Annotated in this window: 19 protein-coding genes and 1 riboswitch; of the genes, 4 read left to right on the forward strand and 15 right to left on the reverse strand. The window is 38.7% G+C overall.

Going from position 1 to position 16,887, the window contains the following annotated elements; translation table 11 throughout:
• Positions 1-74 precede the first annotated feature (74 nt).
• From ACZ9EE_RS12185 to ACZ9EE_RS12195, 3 genes are all read right to left on the reverse strand, one after another.
• On the reverse strand, positions 75-1,940 hold the full coding sequence (locus ACZ9EE_RS12185) for a beta-glucoside-specific PTS transporter subunit IIABC (protein WP_476027406.1): 1,866 nt from the start codon (positions 1,938-1,940) through the stop codon (positions 75-77).
• 347 nt (positions 1,941-2,287) lie between these two features.
• Positions 2,288-3,121, reverse strand: coding sequence for a BglG family transcription antiterminator LicT (licT, locus tag ACZ9EE_RS12190; RefSeq protein WP_476027408.1), 834 nt, complete (start codon positions 3,119-3,121; stop codon positions 2,288-2,290).
• 178 nt (positions 3,122-3,299) lie between these two features.
• Entirely contained in the window at positions 3,300-3,794 is a 495-nt protein-coding gene (locus tag ACZ9EE_RS12195) for a hypothetical protein (RefSeq protein ID WP_476027410.1), read from the reverse strand.
• A 149-nt stretch (positions 3,795-3,943) separates the two neighbouring features.
• Positions 3,944-3,988, forward strand: a riboswitch (PreQ1 riboswitch).
• 6 nt (positions 3,989-3,994) lie between these two features.
• Between ACZ9EE_RS12195 and ACZ9EE_RS12200 the strand changes: the two genes are divergently transcribed.
• The 3 genes from ACZ9EE_RS12200 to ACZ9EE_RS12210 all read left to right on the forward strand — a co-directional run bounded on the left by ACZ9EE_RS12200 (position 3,995) and on the right by ACZ9EE_RS12210 (position 5,930).
• Positions 3,995-4,534 (forward strand): QueT transporter family protein, encoded by a 540-nt coding sequence (locus tag ACZ9EE_RS12200; RefSeq protein ID WP_476027412.1) that lies wholly within the window; start codon positions 3,995-3,997, stop codon positions 4,532-4,534.
• A gap of 239 nt (positions 4,535-4,773) precedes the next feature.
• Positions 4,774-5,286, forward strand: coding sequence for a DinB family protein (locus ACZ9EE_RS12205; RefSeq protein WP_476027414.1), 513 nt, complete (start codon positions 4,774-4,776; stop codon positions 5,284-5,286).
• Between the two features lie 221 nt (positions 5,287-5,507).
• Positions 5,508-5,930: a VOC family protein gene (locus tag ACZ9EE_RS12210; protein ID WP_476027416.1), complete on the forward strand. Its 423-nt coding sequence runs from the start codon at positions 5,508-5,510 to the stop codon at positions 5,928-5,930.
• Between the two features lie 158 nt (positions 5,931-6,088).
• Here ACZ9EE_RS12210 and ACZ9EE_RS12215 read toward each other — a convergent pair whose 3' ends face one another.
• The 11 genes from ACZ9EE_RS12215 to ACZ9EE_RS12265 all read right to left on the reverse strand — a co-directional run bounded on the left by ACZ9EE_RS12215 (position 6,089) and on the right by ACZ9EE_RS12265 (position 14,235).
• The gene (locus tag ACZ9EE_RS12215; protein WP_476027418.1) at positions 6,089-6,886 is read right to left on the reverse strand and encodes an endonuclease/exonuclease/phosphatase family protein; all 798 of its coding nucleotides are present in this window, start codon (positions 6,884-6,886) and stop codon (positions 6,089-6,091) included.
• Between the two features lie 121 nt (positions 6,887-7,007).
• Positions 7,008-7,616 (reverse strand): exonuclease domain-containing protein, encoded by a 609-nt coding sequence (locus tag ACZ9EE_RS12220; protein WP_476027420.1) that lies wholly within the window; start codon positions 7,614-7,616, stop codon positions 7,008-7,010.
• A gap of 88 nt (positions 7,617-7,704) precedes the next feature.
• Complete coding sequence (locus ACZ9EE_RS12225) at positions 7,705-8,277, reverse strand: TetR/AcrR family transcriptional regulator (protein ID WP_476027422.1); 573 nt, start codon at positions 8,275-8,277, stop codon at positions 7,705-7,707.
• A gap of 12 nt (positions 8,278-8,289) precedes the next feature.
• The gene (locus ACZ9EE_RS12230) at positions 8,290-8,997 is read right to left on the reverse strand and encodes an MBL fold metallo-hydrolase (RefSeq protein ID WP_476027424.1); all 708 of its coding nucleotides are present in this window, start codon (positions 8,995-8,997) and stop codon (positions 8,290-8,292) included.
• Positions 8,998-9,159: 162 nt separating this feature from the next.
• The gene (locus tag ACZ9EE_RS12235; protein ID WP_476027426.1) at positions 9,160-9,381 is read right to left on the reverse strand and encodes a hypothetical protein; all 222 of its coding nucleotides are present in this window, start codon (positions 9,379-9,381) and stop codon (positions 9,160-9,162) included.
• 212 nt (positions 9,382-9,593) lie between these two features.
• Positions 9,594-9,887, reverse strand: a complete 294-nt coding sequence (locus ACZ9EE_RS12240) for a hypothetical protein (protein WP_476027428.1) — start codon at positions 9,885-9,887, stop codon at positions 9,594-9,596.
• A 540-nt stretch (positions 9,888-10,427) separates the two neighbouring features.
• Positions 10,428-12,074 (reverse strand): M4 family metallopeptidase, encoded by a 1,647-nt coding sequence (locus ACZ9EE_RS12245; RefSeq protein ID WP_476027430.1) that lies wholly within the window; start codon positions 12,072-12,074, stop codon positions 10,428-10,430.
• A 274-nt stretch (positions 12,075-12,348) separates the two neighbouring features.
• Positions 12,349-12,591 carry a hypothetical protein gene (locus ACZ9EE_RS12250; protein ID WP_476027433.1) on the reverse strand — a complete coding sequence of 81 codons (243 nt, stop codon included), beginning with the start codon at positions 12,589-12,591 and terminating at the stop codon, positions 12,349-12,351.
• Between the two features lie 39 nt (positions 12,592-12,630).
• Positions 12,631-12,930, reverse strand: coding sequence for a phospholipase (locus ACZ9EE_RS12255; protein ID WP_476027435.1), 300 nt, complete (start codon positions 12,928-12,930; stop codon positions 12,631-12,633).
• A gap of 143 nt (positions 12,931-13,073) precedes the next feature.
• A complete protein-coding gene (locus tag ACZ9EE_RS12260) occupies positions 13,074-13,682 on the reverse strand; it encodes a flavin reductase family protein (RefSeq protein WP_476027437.1) in 609 nt (202 codons plus the stop codon).
• 379 nt (positions 13,683-14,061) lie between these two features.
• Entirely contained in the window at positions 14,062-14,235 is a 174-nt protein-coding gene (locus ACZ9EE_RS12265) for a hypothetical protein (protein WP_476027439.1), read from the reverse strand.
• A gap of 101 nt (positions 14,236-14,336) precedes the next feature.
• On the opposite strand from ACZ9EE_RS12265, the gene ACZ9EE_RS12270 reads away from it, so the two are divergent.
• A complete protein-coding gene (locus tag ACZ9EE_RS12270; protein ID WP_476027440.1) occupies positions 14,337-15,320 on the forward strand; it encodes a DUF3231 family protein in 984 nt (327 codons plus the stop codon).
• 109 nt (positions 15,321-15,429) lie between these two features.
• Here the strand turns inward: ACZ9EE_RS12270 and ACZ9EE_RS12275 are convergent, their stop codons facing one another.
• Positions 15,430-16,809, reverse strand: coding sequence for a tetratricopeptide repeat protein (locus tag ACZ9EE_RS12275; protein WP_476027442.1), 1,380 nt, complete (start codon positions 16,807-16,809; stop codon positions 15,430-15,432).
• Positions 16,810-16,887: the final 78 nt, after the last annotated feature.

Raw genomic sequence — 16,887 nt, forward strand, 5'->3', positions numbered from 1 at the left:
TTTATAAATCATTAAGTTTTACAGTAGATCATATGTAGAAAGTCAGGGGAAATTGGATTTCCCCGCACCTCCTATTACTGCAAGGCTAGAAATGCTTCACGTGCGTTAATGTTTCCTTTTTTAACCGGCTCAATGGTTTGGTAACGATCCGGATTTGTAATAATGACTGGAGTAATTAGGTCATATCCTTCTGCCTTAATGGCATCCATATCGAAAGTTACAAGAGTTTGACCTATCTCAACAAAGTCGCCGTCTTCCACATGTGCTGTGAAATGTTTTCCTTCTAGCCTTACTGTTTCCAAACCAACATGGATCAAAATTTCTGCTCCATTATCACTTGTAATCCCGATGGCGTGTTTAGTTTTAAAAATAGTTGTTACTCTACCATTCACAGGAGAAACTACTTTCCCTTCCTGCGGCTGAATGGCTAATCCTTTACCCATGATTTCTGTAGAGAAGGTTGGGTCATTTACTTCGCTTAATGCTTTTACCTCACCTTTTAATGGGCTGAAAATTTTTTCAGCGGCTATAATTAATTCAGACTTAGTGTCAACTGTGTTAGTTGATTCGGCTGTTGTTGAATCTTGCTCTTCTTCACTTTCTACATCTTCAAATCCCATAATAAAAGTAGCGATAGCACCTGCTGCGAAAGCAATTGGTAATCCAATGATAGCTAATACAAATGTCGATCCGATAAAGGAAGTGATACCTGGTAGACCAACGTTACCACCAAGAATGAAATATTTTACACCTACTGCACTGTAGTAAGCGCCGCCAACGGCACCACCAATTAATCCGCCAATAAATGGCTTCTTAAGTCGCATGTTTACACCATACATAGCTGGCTCTGTAATGCCCATAAGTGCAGTTAAACTAGTTGTCATAGCTAGTGACTTAAATGACTTATTTTTAGAACGTAATGATACTGCAAATGTTGCTCCTGCTTGACCCATATTCGCCATAAACATTGAAGGCAGGATCACGTCATAGCCCTTAGTTGTAAGATTGTTCATTACTATTGGAAGGAACGCGTAGTGCATACCTGTCATGATAATTAATGACCAGGTACCACCCAAGATTAATCCTGCAAAGATCCATCCATGTTCAAATAGTGCCCCAACCCCTAATGAAAGCCAGTTTCCGATAATTGAACCTAGTGGACCAACTGCGATTAATGTTACTGGAACAACAATTAATAAAGTTATTGTTGGAACTAGAATTAGCTTAAACATGCTAGGTATAATGCGGTCTACCCATTTTTCAACATAAGCTGCTATCCAAATCGCTAGTAAGATTGGGATGACTGTAGATGAATAAGTTACAGCAGTTACAGGGAGCCCTAAGAAGTGGATCGGTTTACCAGCACTTAATAATGCTGTTAATGTTGGATGTAAAAGAGCGGCCGCAATAGTTGCTGCTACATAAACGTTGCTGCCAAACTTTCGTGCTGCACTGACTGCTAATAGGATCGGCAAGAAGTAGAACGCTCCATCTCCGATTGCATTTAAAATCGTATATGCTTGGCTCTTATCTGTCATCCATCCAAGCGCAATCGCAATGGCAAGAATCCCTTTGATCATACCTGCTCCGGCCATCGCTGGAAGGATTGGTGTGAACGTACCTGAGATTACATCAAAAATAGCATTGATTGGATTTTTACCTCTTGTAGGTTTCTTGCTTTTGCTATCAATCTTAATTGCGCTGTTCTCAAGAATGGCGTTATATACCTTTGGTACATCATTTCCGATAATAATCTGGAACTGGTCACCGCTTACATTTGTGCCCATGATGCCAGGAACTTTTTCTAATCCTTTACGGTCTACCTTACTTCGATCATGTAAATTGAAACGTAATCTTGTCATACAGTGAATGACATTCTGAACATTTCCTTCTCCGCCGACAAGTTCTACGATACTAACTGCTGTTTTTTTGTAGTCCATGGTTATACCTCCTGATTTTTTGTAAAAAAATAACCTGAGGAACATGAGATGGAATTGACCCAATGGTCCCCGCTCGTGTTCCTCAGGTTTTGCCTGCATTACCAGTAACAATCCTGTTTAAAATATAAAGTTTACCGTAGCCGCTTGCAGGTGCTGGCCAGTCCCCACAAAGAAACTACGGCTTAGGGAATAAAAAAAACCTAAATTGTATAGCACACCCATAGAGTAATGGCCTACAATTTAGGTTTTGCCTGCTTGATCAGTAACAATCCTAAAAATTAATTAATTTGTAAACTTATAATAGCATCCGCTTTCACAGGCTGTCAACGCTTTCTTTTTAAAAAATTTCAGGATCTATTTACTACTCGTTCAATATGAATGGTAAGATAGGCCATTTCTTCCTTTGTCAGCTGATGATTATGTGTTTTTGCAATAAAATCGCGGATTTTCTCCACGCATGCAAAGGCGTCTTTTTGCTTCTCTTTGACCATCTCATAGAGAAAATCATCTTCATTGTTGTAGGGAGATTCGGCATATAATCGCTGTGCAAAAAATTTGAGATGAGTAAGAAAACGGAAATAATTCAATGATTCCTCATCAAGGTCTATTTTGAAATGATATTTAACGATATTTAGAATATCCTGAATTAACTTTGTCATGTTAACAACGTTGGGCATTTCTTCGTTTAACTCTGCATTGACAATATGCATGGCAATAAAACCGGCTTCATCCTGTGGAAGAGTAATCCCAAGCATCTCTTGTATTTTTGTTATGGCCTTCAAACCAATTGCATATTCGTCAGCATAAATTCGTTTGATTTCCCAAAGCAACGGATTTGAAATAATTAAGCCTTTTTGACTTCTTTCAATCGCAAAGGTGATATGGTCCGTTAACGAAACATAGATACTGTCATTTAAGTTTTTTCCCAGTTTCTCTTTCGCGTAGGAAATAATCCGTTCCGAGACATCCATGTATTCCATAGGAACATCATACAATAGTGTTTTAAATTTCTCCGAGACATCTTTATTATCTAATTTAAAAGTTTTCTCGATCTTTGATTCGTCCACAAGGTCACCTGGTCTTTTTTGAAACGCAATCCCCCTGCCCATAATTACAAGTTCTTTGTTATGGGAATCGATAACACTGATGACATTGTTATTAATTACTTTTGCAATTTTCATGTCAATCACCTCTAAAAAAATAAAAACCTAAAACTAACGATAATGGCATTAGTCTTAGGTTTTGCCTGATTTAACAGTAACAATCCTATAATATAAAAATTAAATTAATAAAATCTTAACATCAAATAAAAAGACAAGCAATAATTAAAAGAACGACAGATAGGAAAATCGTCCCTTGTTAGTTTTTAGGGAGGAGTCTTTGGATTAACGATTTGGGTTTCTTACGGAATTTTTCAACCATGAATTGGAATCCGTACATAAGGACGGATTTTGCCATAAACAAGATTCCCATTTGATAATGCTTTAATCTTATGAGTGAAACAATTCCCATCCTTTTTAGAATAAACATTCCGGGATAAGAAAATAAAAAGTCCGTGACCAAGTTCACGATTATATAACGAAAAAAGTTCCCAAATGTAAACTTTAAAATCCAAATCGAACCAATCATAAACGGTCCTAAAAGGAAAGGCAATTCCCCCATTGTATTGGGAATTAGTTTATCGTAAAATTTCCACCATACTCTCTTTTTGGCCACTACGCTTTCCACAGATATCCAAGCCATCATAAAAAAGGATGCTGGTAAAAAGCGCTTAAAGTTTCTTTTTCCGAGCATTGGCAATGACATCCATGGAACTATCAATAACACGAGTAACAACATTTTATTATATTTCATCTATAGCCATTCCTTTTTTATTTTTAATATGCGCCATACCCAGTGGTATTATTTACTATTTTGGAAATTACTTCTATAAATTTTTTCAAAATAATGTCATTGACCCATGTTTTTTTTTATAATAATATATTAGTTTGCAAGTATTCTAATTTAACGTGGTTCGAGAACCTCCCACGTAAAAAAACTAAGGAGAAATGAATATGGAGAAATTTGCGCAGCCGGAAAGTACAAATGCCTCAACAGGCAGAGTGCATAGCAATGTGCAAGGAATCGTCGTTAATGGGATTATTGCAGCGTTGTATATTGCAGTTTCAGCGTTGATTCAACCGTTCGGGTTTACCCAAGTACAGTTCCGTATATCGGAGATGTTTAATCACTTAGTCGTATTTAATAAAAAGTACATTTACGGGATTGTTTTAGGGGTATTTTTGACGAACTTATTTTTCTCGCCAATGAAGGCTTACGATTTGATTTTCGGAGTAGGCCAATCAGTGATTGCTTTAGTCATTACGATTTTATGTTCACGATTCATTAGAGAAATATGGGCTAGAATGGTAGTCAATACCCTTATTTTCACGGTAACGATGTTCTTAATTGCACTTGAACTTCATTTAGCATTTGATCTGCCTTTCCTATTCACATGGCTGACAACCGCTATTGGTGAATTAGTTGTGATGGCTGTCGGAATGCCGGTCATGTATGTCCTCAATAAACGAATCCATTTTGAAAAAATGGTTTAATTGTAAACGAAGGGTTGCCGCTTTTTGTGGCAGCTCTTTTATTTTTGAATGGAAATCGTGGCAAGGGTAGAAGTAATACATCAGGTTTTCTCGAGATTAAGCAGATAGATGGCAATTAAATTTTCAAAAAATTATAATATTTAGGTAAGTATTTTAATTTAAACCGATATATTTATCATTAAGCATCATTACAACAATCAGGAATAAACATCAATCATTGACTAAAGGGGGAAAATGGGATGGTTCAACGTCCAGAAGCGAGTGAGTTTCCTAAGTATTACCAGCCATATGTAAAGTTAGTTCCAGATGGGGACTTCATTGAGATTTTGAAGGAGAACTTGGAGAACACTACAGCCTTAGCTGATCGTATATCAGAGAAAGATGGGCAGTCTCGATATGCTCCAGGTAAGTGGAGTATCAAGGAGGTCCTTGGTCATATGACGGACACCGAACGGATTATGAGCTATCGTCTGCTGCGAGTCGGCCGCGGCGATCAAACACCACTTGCTGGTTTCAATGAGAACGACTATATTGCTGCATCTAACTTTAATACGTTGTCGGTTAAACAAATCTTGGAAGACTTCACAGCTGTACGCAGGGCTACCATCACACTCGTTAACAATATGCCAGATGAAGCCTGGGAGAGGATTGGCGTTGCCAACAATTCCGAAATCACTGCACGTGCCCTTGCCTACATCATAGCAGGCCACGCACTGCATCATCTTAAAATAATAAATGAACGATACCTATAGTATTAATGGTGTCAGGCACCATTATTTGGTTAAGCATAGGTGATAGAAAAAAAACCTTAATGGGTTTTCTTTTTGTTGCGAACATTTGTTCTTTGTTTTATAATTGAAATATTGGTAAGAATAGGAATTGTGTTGTTTCACTTATCCTTGTGCATACCAATGTTGTTTTATGTTCCAAACGGAAAGTGAAGTTTACCCATTAACCAAGGAGCTGATTTATTATGACATTACGTTTGATTCCCTATTTAGTGATGAATGGTAATGCAAAGGAAGCAATTGATTTTTATCAAAAGGCCTTAGATGCTCAGGTTCTCTTCAGCCAATCATTCGGTGAGATGCCGGAGAACCCTGAATTTCCATTACCTGCAGAGGCGAAGGATCTTGTTAGTCATGCAACCATTAAAGTTGGTGAAACAGAGCTAATGTTTTCCGATACTTTTCCTGGCCAGCCACATCAGAGCGGTAACCAGGTAACAATCTGTATTACAACGAATGATGCTGACCAGGCGCATAAATTCTTTGATGCATTACAGGATGGCGGTCAAGTGGGTATGCCGCTGCAAGAGACCTTCTTTAGCCCAGCATACGGCAGTGTAACGGATAAGTTCGGGGTTAATTTTCAAGTCTTTACTGAGGGTAGATAATCCTTTTGATCCCTTCCCTATACGGATATCAGCATGAGGCTCCTATACATAACGGAAAAGCAACTAAAAACGGCTTTGCATGCATTTTATGCAGCAAAGCCGTTTTTTTGAGTTTTTATCCATTTCTCACTCACTGATCGAGTCAATATTAATTTCGTTTATAAATTAACCTTTGCCTCTACACCATAATGGTCAGATACCACCATTTTATTGTGATTGTTAAAGATGACTCTTGAAGAATCTACTTGTACAGGTTGATTGGTTAAGATTAAATCAATTCGCAGGTCTTGTTTATTATTGCTCCAACCGGCAATTTTTCCTTTAACAGTGATTCCTTCATCATTGTTCTTCGCCAAATGGAACGTGTCATAAAGACCATGATTTAACAAGTATTCATAGCCCTCTCCCTCGAGTGATGCATCGTTGTTGAAATCCCCCATTAGAAAGAAATGCTCATCCCAATTCACTTTTTGAAACAGCTTATCTGCCTGTACCTTAAATGGTTCGACTTCATCGTGCCACCATCCCGTATGACAAGAATAAAAGGTGCAAGGCTTGTCCTGGTAGATAATCGTTGCACCCACTATTCTCCTTGTTTTCCAGTTAATGATATAATCTTCACTTTGTGAGACAAAAAATGAGTGCTTCTGAATGACTGGGTGCTTGGTTAGAAGAGCTAGTCCTTCTTCAAATGTTCCATTCGTGATAAAGTGAGAAATGTCCCATACCATCGAATATTCATTGCTTCCACGCTTTTTTAGTTCCTGTAACAATACGTAGCCGTAATTGTTTTTCCTAACCTGTCCATCCACATACTCTTCCGCTATTGCCTGGCTAACCTCTTGCAAGGCAATTACATCATATGAATTTTCGATTATGGTTTCAGCCAAATGCGCGATCTTATCAAGCTGATGTTCCTCATGCCAAGAATGACAGTTTAATGTTAAGAGTTTCATAATCACCATACCCCGATGTATTTTAACATAGTGAATATTTTAACATACAAGTATGATGTTATAAATTAATGAGTCTTCAACATTGGTATAGTGTTAATACTATTAATGGTGACAGGCACCTTTAACCTAGTCTGGTGCGGGCTGCGGCTGGCTGGTATTTTCTCATTGGTCCTTTTTCGAGGACTTCTTGGAGATAGAGATTACCCTTCGGACTCGTTTTCTTAAGCAGATCCAATAGATATGTAATGTCATCAAGCGCTCTATGTGTTTGATAATCTGTGATATCATGAGCCTGTAATAAAGTCAGGAGTTTTCCGTTTGGAAATCCATAGTTCTTCCAAGGGATATTTCTCATCGTACAATACCACTTTAGTTCATTGACTTCAGGATACATATGGTACAAAAAGCTGCGGTCAAAAGATGCGTTATGAGCAAACACCGTATCAGCACGGTGGAAATAGGTTTTAATTTTCACATCATAGAAGCTTTTCCCTCTTACTAACTCATAAGGAATCCCATGGACACGAAAGGCAGTATCATAATTGTTCCGGGCTGTCCTTGAAAGGGGCTCACGTAAAAAAGAATCCTCCTCGATTATTTCGATGATTTCTCCCGTTTCCCTCCTGTAGGTAAATAACTTCAGTGCAAGTTCAATTACTTCGTCTTTTGTTGGTCCTAAACCGGTTGTTTCAACATCCAATATTAACCCATATTGTTCCGATCTTTGCATACTGATCATTCCTTAAAGTAAAGTTATCCCCATTATATCAGAGCTCTGATAATTAAAACATTACCATTGTTTGGATGTAAGAATGAAGCTAACTGCTACTGACCATTCCCTTAAGAAACGCTTGAATAATGATGTTCAAACTATCATCCAAATCCAACTTCATTTTAAAACCACCTTTTTGCTCTAATGCAGCGAAACCATGCAAAATACTGCGTAATCCTCTAACAGTGTGTAAGGCCTGCTCTCCCTCCAAATGATAGGCTTGCAGGACACGGATTGAAAGGTCAACAATTTTCCTTCCGGCCTGTTGTACCTCTTCGTCATCTGGGTTTGGAGCAAGTAGAGTTGCCTCATAAATCCCTGGATGTTTTCGGGCAAAATTCACGTAAGCCCTGCTCATGGCAAGGACGGCTTCCGTTGTTTCCACCCCATTAGCGGCATCCGCCATTTCCTCATATAATTGGTCGATGCCATAAATAGCAAGTTTTTTTCGTAATCCGGGCAGTCCATCAAAATGGTTATACAATGAAGGGGGGCGAATCCCTAATTTCTTCGCAAGGTTTGCGAGTGTAACCTCGGACATCCCTTGGTGGTCGGCAATTTCCCCCGCTGTATCTAATATTGCGGACATTTCAAGTCCGACTTTTGGTCTTGGTGACATGTTCCTTCTCCTTTATCCGATTTTCCAATGAAATTCTTCTACTGCTTTTTCCATCACAGCAGTTGGGTTCTCCATCATTTCCCCGTGGCCAACCGCGAGCAGCTTGGGTTGATAGCTAAGCAATTTTTTGGCACTTGCTAAAGCCGTTTTCTTACTCCAAGTACCGAAAGCAGGGAATGGAAATAATGGTTTTATATCCCCGGCAACCGCGATACCGCCTCTTGTTTGAAAGGCATCGCCGGCAATTAAAGCTTTAGTCCGCAAATCGAGGAATGACATTGACCCCGGTGTATGACCCGGTGTTTCGATCGCTGTTAATGACCCAACTAAATCGCCTTCATTCAGTAAAATATTGGCCCGGGTTTTTAGATCTTTCGGAACTCCCCCTTTTATCGGAGTTTGATCTTCATGAGGATCAAGTGAACGATCATTATTCATTAGTCTGTAGTCACGGGATGAAATATAGACAGGTACTTCTGGGAGTGTCATTTTGATTTTATCAAGTGCACCCACATGGTCTTCATGGGCATGTGTTAGTACAATTTTAGAAATGGGTTTTCCGATTTTTTCGGCAGCCTGCAATATTCCTTTTGCACAAAATCCAAGGGCAGCATCGATTAACGTTAACCCATCCTCTTCTTCCACCAAATAGCAGTTTACCGGAAAAACACGTGCCATAAACGTTACTTGATAAACATATCCTTTTTTTAACAGCCTCATTAAACCCATCCCCCTAAAACTAATATTGTTAGTTTTATTTTAACTAATCGCATTAGTCTTATCAAGAATCATTTCCAATTTATTGAAATAAAAAAATAAGCACCCACTTCTCAGATTGAGATGGAGATGCTTATCTTGTACCACCAGATATGGTGTGGATTTCTAGTAGCTATTATCCTCATTAAGCTCTTGTTTGCTTTCATACCAATATGTAACCTGTGTAAGGATTGCATAAACAAAAAAGAAATTCATTGCCCAGACATTAATAAAAGGAGCAATGCCTCCATATTCAATCGTTTCATAGCCTTTTAGTTTCATTACGATCATTGATTCGATAAAAATAAGTACAAAACCAATTACACCCGCAACTGCTGCTTTTACCATTGAGCAATCCCTCCAAATTTTTCTGTCCTTTATGCTTATCCCTATTTATACATTAGCAATATTATATTTTCGACAATTTTATGAACACTGATAATTCTATTATATGGCATTTTTTAATAAACACAACTACCCAAAAGTAAAAAAGACGCCTGACACCCTTAGGGTGTCAGGCATCTTTTTTACTTTGTTAACAGTGTTTGTGGTTAAATACTTTATTTACCGTTGTCCTGGCGGTATGTGCCATGACCGTGGTGATATCCGTGACCTGGATAATAGCCTCCATGTCCATGATGATACCCATGTCCTGGATAATAACCGCCATGTCCATGATGATACCCATGTCCTGGATAATAACCGCCATGCCCATGATGATATCCATGACCTGGATACCCTACCGGCGTTGGATAATACCCTCCATGACCGTGATGATAACCCTGACCTGGATAATAGCCGCCTTGGCCATGATGATATGTTTGACCAGGAACCCCAAATTGTCTTTCCTCCATATAAATCCCTCCTTTATATCTAGCTTTAAACAGTGTATGACTATACTTCAAAATCGGAATAGATAGACGCCTATTACTCTGCGAAACATGTTAAAGTTAAGCTAATGGAAAAAGCCATCTTAGACATTAGCAATTTTCACAACTTCTACATAAGTTCTGCATAACTTCTTCATATATTTTTCTTATGATTAAGGTAACTTAATTAGGAAATAGTTCGAAGAACTGATTTCTTAAAACTTCCCATAATTTGATTGGTGAACCCACCAGTCTATTTTTTTGTCCTCAAAACCAAATCTTCACAACTTCCACATAACTTCCCCCTATTATCTACACAAGTTTTCATTATTATAAGAGTAACTTAATTAGGAATAAGTTCGAAGGAGCTCATTTCTTAAAACTTCCCATTTTGGATTGGTGCCGGCACCAATCTATTTTTTTGTCCGAACCACATGCCTGGTGCCTGTCACCATTTCCACTACCCTGACACACAAAAAGCCAGCCAACACAAAGTGTGATGGCTGGTTCGTTTTTAGTCTTTCTTTAATATACTCCTACTTGGTTCCAGGCGGAGGCAACTGCATTGTATTGGGTGCTGCCTGTGCCGTAGAGGTCTGCAGCGGCGGCCAGCAGTGAGGCGCGGGCATCGCTGAAGTTACTTTGTGGATTTAGATACACGGTAAGCGCACGATAGTAGATTTTCTCAGCAACGGATGTTCCTAAGCTGGAGATCGTTAAATAAGCAGCTTTGTTAGGGATTCCACTATTCGTATGCACTCCGCCATTATCAGACGTAGTATTGACATATTTGCTCATGTTATCAGGCTGTCCATAAAGGGCTGGGTTGGATAAACTGCGGAGCGCATCGCCTGATTTACTTGGCGTATACACGTCTTCACCGATTAAATAGTCTCCCTTGTCCATAAATACCCCGAATGTATCGGAAATCGACTCATTCAATGCCCCAGACTGGTTCACATAATCTAACCCTGCTGTTCTTTCCGTTACTGCATGTGTTAATTCATGGCCAACGACATCTAGAGCACCCGACAAAGGTCTAAAGGTTACTCCGTCACCATCCCCATAAACCATTTGTGAACCATTCCAGAAGGCATTATTGTAATTGCGGCTGTAGTGCACCGAAGAACGAATTGTTGCGCCATTGTTATCAAAGCTATTACGATTAAACGTATTTTTGTAATAATCATAGACTTTACCGGCATAGTAGTTGGCATCGACATCCGCGCCTTGGGAAACAGCATTGAATTGATTATCAGCGTCCACTGAGTAATTACCCGGTAACACGGTTCGGCTTTGTGCCGTTCTAGTTTCAATTACCCCGGACATCGGCTTTGTTACATCATATAAATAATAAGTGCTGTTTGAATAATAAGTATTTAGCGTTTTATAGTCCCCTAATACTCCGTACCCAGAGCCTGTTGTCGCACCATCCGCTACAGCATTATACGAATCTAACACATTCCCATTCACAGCATCAACATATACCACCCAGTTAGCACCATATGGCTGGATGAATTGCAGGTTAGTTTTGTAGGCCAGATAGAAATCACTTTCTTTTTTATAAACTACCAATTCTGCTTTTTCCACCGTATCTTCAAATTTCACACCAGTTGGCCCTGCTTCTGCATTGGTTAATGTTTCCTCTTTCGTTAAATTAATAGATTTCCAAGCTTTCTCAAGTGCAGCGTCTTTAGTCAACTGAGCTTTCAGATTCCTCTTAAAATAGTTGGCTGCGGCTGGAAAAACATCGCCATTAATCGCTGTAATGATGCCATTTTTATCAGTATGCACCTTGAATTTGGCCCCATCCACCGGAATTCCTTGCACAGATTGAACAAAATTATAGTGCTTGCTGCCAAGCTCGTCGGTCTGAACATCCAGCAATGTTAAATCTTTATCTGCGTCTAATTGATAGAGCGACTTATTATCTTTTAAAAATTGCTTTACGGATGTTTGATCTTTATAGGCCTTAGTAGATAGTTTACCGTGGACGAAGGAGGGAACGGTTTGCCCTTTTTTCCACGTTACCTTTGCATCCTTGCCAAACTGACTTGCATCCTTAGCAGCTGTAACATTATACGGAACAGTGTTGGCTGCAGCAGCCGTTATCGGCAGTACTGATCCAACCGTTAAACCTAATGCTAGCATGATAGATGTTCTCTTCTTCATCGTTTCCCAGCCTCCTAATAACATATTGTTTTATGGTGCAAGAACATCATATCATGGTAATATCAACCGCATAATTGGGAAAAAAGTGATAAGAAAGGGGCTCAGCAACTGTCGATTCTTGAAATTCTATTAAAAATCCCAACACTCCTATTTGCTGGCGTTGGGAAAATTAATATAAATCAAAGATTCATATTCAGTTCTTTAAATTTTCTTTCCTTCTTTAATTGAATAATGAAGTTTACAATAGGCATATCTTTAAGAACACGCATAAAGCCTATTTCTTCCTCATTAAATTGATCCTTTCCATGCCTTTATTAATCAAATGATTCCCCGCCAAAAAGACAGCAATGCATAAGATGACAGACCAAAAGCCCAATCGGCCTAAATAAATATTTCCAATAAAAATAATCAACAGCAGCCATCCACATTTAAGAGACCAATAGAGGAAATACATGAATTCCCCCCTTTCTGTCATACCATTTGTCTTTATATTCTCTGGAAATGCCTTAAATTTCAATCAGCACGTTCACAACAACTTCCCCCATTGTTTTTCCTATTACAGCCAATTCTTCCGGCCGCCGCAAGTAAAAGCGGCCCTTACTTTCATAAAATCATACATCAGCGCAGCCTTCCTGCCCTTTTCCGTATACGGATTCATCTTTGGGCGAAGACATTCAAGAAAATGCGAATCACATTCACAAGCTGATAAGCCGCGGCTAAGGCAATAGTCATGTTTTTGACAGCATGCGTCAACATCATTAATGGGGGCTCCAGGACCGCTGCAGCCGGGTCCACACCACTTATATCCTGGAAAAATACATAACGAAAAGAGACTCCTTCTCCTCTGATTTTGCATGGTAACACCTCCCTAACCTCTTTCTATTAGGGTATGAAAATTAAATTTGGATGAAATAGCCAAAATCCTATTTAACTATAAAACAACGCTCAAAGCAGGAAAGCCACTGAGCGTTGTTATTTTTAAACATATTCATTATTGCACTACTGAGGTCTTTCGATTTCAAATATCTCCCCTATTTTTGCATAATTATTACCTGCCAAGCGGCTTACCGCAGCTAAGCCTTTAGGATCGATTCTCCCACTTTTATAAAGGCTGCTTTCTATATGATATTGAACAATTCTACCGATTATAAAGTCACATCCCGGGGAATCTGTGCCGCCTAATTCTAAGGCTTGCTCTAATGTGCACTCCATTCTAACTTTAGCTTCCTTTACACCTGGTGTAGAAATCTTTTCGCTTTTTACAGGAGTTAATTGCGCTAAGTCGATTTCACTTTGGTCCGGCGGGAGGCTGGCCGCTGTTTTATTGATGAGTTCAACATTTTGTTCATCTACAATATGCACAACAAATTCTTTAAGGCCGATAATATTTCTCGCGGTATCCTTTTGCCTCCCGCCTGAGCGTTGAATAGCTATGGATAGCAATGGAGGATTGGCTGAAACAATATTAAAATAACTAAACGGTGCACCGTTTAAAACACCCTCGTTTGACATGGATGTCACGAAAGCAATCGGTCTTGGTATAATACTGCCGATTAGAAATTTATAATTTTCTCTTTCGGAATTTTTGGATGGGTCTATAGAAATCATAATGAAGTCCTCTCCTTGTTAAATGATCTAGTATAAATTAAATGTAACTTATTGATACAGTATTCCCCAATTTTATGCGGTTAAAAAAACAAGATTAATCGCCCCCTTCCCTGTAACGGCAGGAATAATATAAATAAGACCATCCACTAAAGTAAGAAGAAAGATTAGTATGAAGAAGGAAAGCCCTATCTTAACTCCTAATGTTAAGAAGATAAATGCAAGTTAAATAGGCATCGAAAAAATAAAATCTCATAAGGCTCCTCCACTAGGGAGTAAATAATGAGAGACTGTATCAAAAAAAGCAGCAATATGGTAAATGGTAATGAAAGCTAAAAAAGAATTCAATAAACTTAACCCAACGCCTTTTGATTAATAGAATTCAGCAAAAAAACAGCCAAATCGTAAGGGCATTATTAATGATAAAATTGATTTTATTTTCAATCGGACTATTTTGCATGACAGTATTTAGTATTAGAGCGATTACAATTAACGGCACGATCCAAAGATAGATTTCTCTTTTCAGATCGGCAAGTGAGTCAAACTGTTCTTTCATCAAATAATCATAGAAATTTTGACTTTCCTCAGATCCATGCATAACAGTTGAATAAATAGCAGAATCTATCTAATATTTGATTGGAATTTTTAGGAGGTTCTATGGAACTCAAACCAACAGCGGGAGAGATTTCGAATTTATGGCAGTTTATTATCGCCAATCAAGCCCACCTTTGTTTATTAACATATTGGGACTTTCACGCGGAGGACGAAGATTTAAAAAAAATTATAGAGAAATCTAAAAAAATAGCTTCAAAAATAGTTGATGATGGTCTTGCTTTATATAAAAAGGCTGGGTTTACTCCGCCAATTGGATTTAGTCTGAAGGGTGACGTGACCCCTGATGTCCCTCGGCTAATGTCCGATAAACTAACCCTATTTGTTCTCCATGTACTTTCCGAATATGGGATATATGGATATGGGTTAACCTTGGGAAAAACAGATCATCCAGAGGTTTTGCCTTTTTTTGAAACATGTCTAAAAAATTCAACGGAGCTTTATCGGATGATTACAGAAACTGTTCATAAAAAGGGATATGGGCATCAGCCTGTTTATATACCAGAACTAAAACAGCCAGAAATGATTGAACATCATTCTTTTATGTCAGGCTGGTGGGGGAACCAACGACAGCTTACAGGGATTGAAATTGATAACCTTATTTTTAGCCTGCGAGGTGTAATTCTCGCCAAAACAATGTTTATGATATTTTCACAAATTGCTAAAGATCCAAAGGTTCAAAAATATTGCCTAAGAGGTAAAAATATAGCTGGAAAAAGGGTAGAAAGATTTCAGTCCTTTAATACAGCGGAAAACCTTCCGTTTCAAGCTACATTTGAATCTGAGATAACAGAATCGACGATTTCTCCTTTCTCCGACCGCCTGATTATGTTTGAAGTGCTTTCGCTCGCTCAAATTGCCATCGCTAGATATGGGAATGCTCTAAGTTTTGTCGTCAGAAGAGATTTAAGCAGTTTATTTGGATTCCTAATTGTTGAGACCGGCACCTTTCTTGATGATGGATTGAACCTAATGATTGAGTATAAATGGTTGGAACAGCCCCCAATGGCTGCCCATAAAATAAAGTAATATAAGCGCTGCATGTTTTCCGATTTTTAAACAAAAGTCCCTAATATACTTATACTCCTGCCTATCGAAAAAAGGCGTCAACACCTAAACTGGTGTCAGACGCCTTTTTTTATCCTAAATGCTTATTCGAAGGTAAATGATTCAAGATTTGCTGATAGGCCGCCGCTTCCTTTACTAAGCCCTTAGCTTGATACATTTTACTAATCTTCCGGACAGGCGAGGGGTTCTGTGGCTGCAGCTCCATCTCCCAAGCGAAACAGTCAATTGCTTTGTCATATTGTTTAAATTCCGCATAATAGTCACCCAAATCCATCATCCGATCAGGATTTTCTAGTAAACCTGTCATTTCCTTTATTTTCCGAATCACCTTTGATGTTGGGAATACGGTCTGAAACGATAAGAGCTTCTCCTCAACAGAAGGAAGATCATATAAATCAAGCAGCTTTACCGATAATTGAAATAATTTCTCCTCCCATTGCAGAAGGGGATGATGATCAGGCAGATGCTCCAATGCAACAATCCATTCATTAATATGTGCTAAGACAAAGTCTGGATCGGATTTTTCCCAAATCTGTTCTAGCAACTCATCATAAGCCGATGGCAGGTCCTCAATAAATGGGAATAAGCAGCTAGCTGCCTTCTCCACCCTACCAGCCTGCAGCATTCTTTCGAGTGTGGGTTTTGCCTCAAGCAAAGAACTAAATGGATTAATATGGACCTGACTTAAGAGGAGGAGCCAGTCTTCCATCGTGATAAATTGTAAGGCTATTTCGGTATATTTTTCTACCCGGCCGGCATCCGGGAGTTCTAACCACAGCAATAAGGCAGCTAGACCATCTTGTTTGTTTAAAAGGAATTCTCTTTCTTTTTGATGGGAACGATGTCTGAAACAGTGTAATTCCACAAATAGTGGATCCTTTTCATAGAGAGAGGGGAAATTGTTGGAATGATAAATTAGATGATACGAATGAAACTCATGTGAATCCATACGTTCCTTTGCAGATTTTAATGAAGGAGAGAAATCATGTAAGAGTTGGATAACTTGAAAGGATTTTAAAAATTTGCCGTTTCTTCTAAAGCTAAAATAGATTTTATCTAAAATACTAATTAGCTGCTCTTGTTCATAAAAGGCGTCAAGTGTCGTCGCAATATAGGCAACTTCCTGGAGTGAAAAATGGAGTTGCAGCTGAGAGAAAAGTTTACTCTTCGAAGGAATGGTAACGGATAGATGGGGTATTAGTGCTGCTATGATTGGGTGAAAAGAATCAATGACTATTCCTTCAGTCAAAGCCTTTTGTATAAACGTTTCATCATCTACATGATCAAGCTTAGCTCCATAAGCCAAAGTGTTTTTATAATAAACTAAGTACCATTTTTCGTTATTCTCGGTTATGACCTCGAAAACCTTGCTCCTTGCAAAAACGGCCGCACGAGCAAGCTTCCCTTTTACCATTTGTTTTTTATCTTTAATCAAAATTTCACTACCCATAGCACTCGTCCCCTTCCTCACATGACAACTGGTTTTATCTAAAGTATATCATAAGTCTGAAAAAGACGAACTAAATCA

The sequence above is a fragment of the Bacillus sp. URHA0034 genome (assembly GCF_056280405.1).

What these genes read in the sequence shown, in the direction of transcription:
- ACZ9EE_RS12230 (WP_476027424.1), bottom strand. Translation starts at nt 8,997, where the DNA reads ATGAGGCTGTTAAAAAAAGGATATGTTTATCAAGTAACGTTTATGGCA.
- ACZ9EE_RS12235 (WP_476027426.1), bottom strand. Translation starts at nt 9,381, where the DNA reads ATGGTAAAAGCAGCAGTTGCGGGTGTAATTGGTTTTGTACTTATTTTT.
- ACZ9EE_RS12275 (WP_476027442.1), bottom strand. Translation starts at nt 16,809, where the DNA reads ATGGGTAGTGAAATTTTGATTAAAGATAAAAAACAAATGGTAAAAGGG.
- ACZ9EE_RS12200 (WP_476027412.1), top strand. Translation starts at nt 3,995, where the DNA reads ATGGAGAAATTTGCGCAGCCGGAAAGTACAAATGCCTCAACAGGCAGA.
- ACZ9EE_RS12265 (WP_476027439.1), bottom strand. Translation starts at nt 14,235, where the DNA reads ATGAAAGAACAGTTTGACTCACTTGCCGATCTGAAAAGAGAAATCTAT.
- ACZ9EE_RS12270 (WP_476027440.1), top strand. Translation starts at nt 14,337, where the DNA reads ATGGAACTCAAACCAACAGCGGGAGAGATTTCGAATTTATGGCAGTTT.
- ACZ9EE_RS12215 (WP_476027418.1), bottom strand. Translation starts at nt 6,886, where the DNA reads ATGAAACTCTTAACATTAAACTGTCATTCTTGGCATGAGGAACATCAG.
- ACZ9EE_RS12260 (WP_476027437.1), bottom strand. Translation starts at nt 13,682, where the DNA reads ATGATTTCTATAGACCCATCCAAAAATTCCGAAAGAGAAAATTATAAA.
- ACZ9EE_RS12220 (WP_476027420.1), bottom strand. Translation starts at nt 7,616, where the DNA reads ATGCAAAGATCGGAACAATATGGGTTAATATTGGATGTTGAAACAACC.
- ACZ9EE_RS12245 (WP_476027430.1), bottom strand. Translation starts at nt 12,074, where the DNA reads ATGAAGAAGAGAACATCTATCATGCTAGCATTAGGTTTAACGGTTGGA.
- ACZ9EE_RS12225 (WP_476027422.1), bottom strand. Translation starts at nt 8,277, where the DNA reads ATGTCACCAAGACCAAAAGTCGGACTTGAAATGTCCGCAATATTAGAT.
- licT (WP_476027408.1), bottom strand. Translation starts at nt 3,121, where the DNA reads ATGAAAATTGCAAAAGTAATTAATAACAATGTCATCAGTGTTATCGAT.
- ACZ9EE_RS12255 (WP_476027435.1), bottom strand. Translation starts at nt 12,930, where the DNA reads ATGCAAAATCAGAGGAGAAGGAGTCTCTTTTCGTTATGTATTTTTCCA.
- ACZ9EE_RS12210 (WP_476027416.1), top strand. Translation starts at nt 5,508, where the DNA reads ATGACATTACGTTTGATTCCCTATTTAGTGATGAATGGTAATGCAAAG.
- ACZ9EE_RS12240 (WP_476027428.1), bottom strand. Translation starts at nt 9,887, where the DNA reads ATGGAGGAAAGACAATTTGGGGTTCCTGGTCAAACATATCATCATGGC.
- ACZ9EE_RS12185 (WP_476027406.1), bottom strand. Translation starts at nt 1,940, where the DNA reads ATGGACTACAAAAAAACAGCAGTTAGTATCGTAGAACTTGTCGGCGGA.
- ACZ9EE_RS12205 (WP_476027414.1), top strand. Translation starts at nt 4,774, where the DNA reads ATGGTTCAACGTCCAGAAGCGAGTGAGTTTCCTAAGTATTACCAGCCA.
- ACZ9EE_RS12195 (WP_476027410.1), bottom strand. Translation starts at nt 3,794, where the DNA reads ATGAAATATAATAAAATGTTGTTACTCGTGTTATTGATAGTTCCATGG.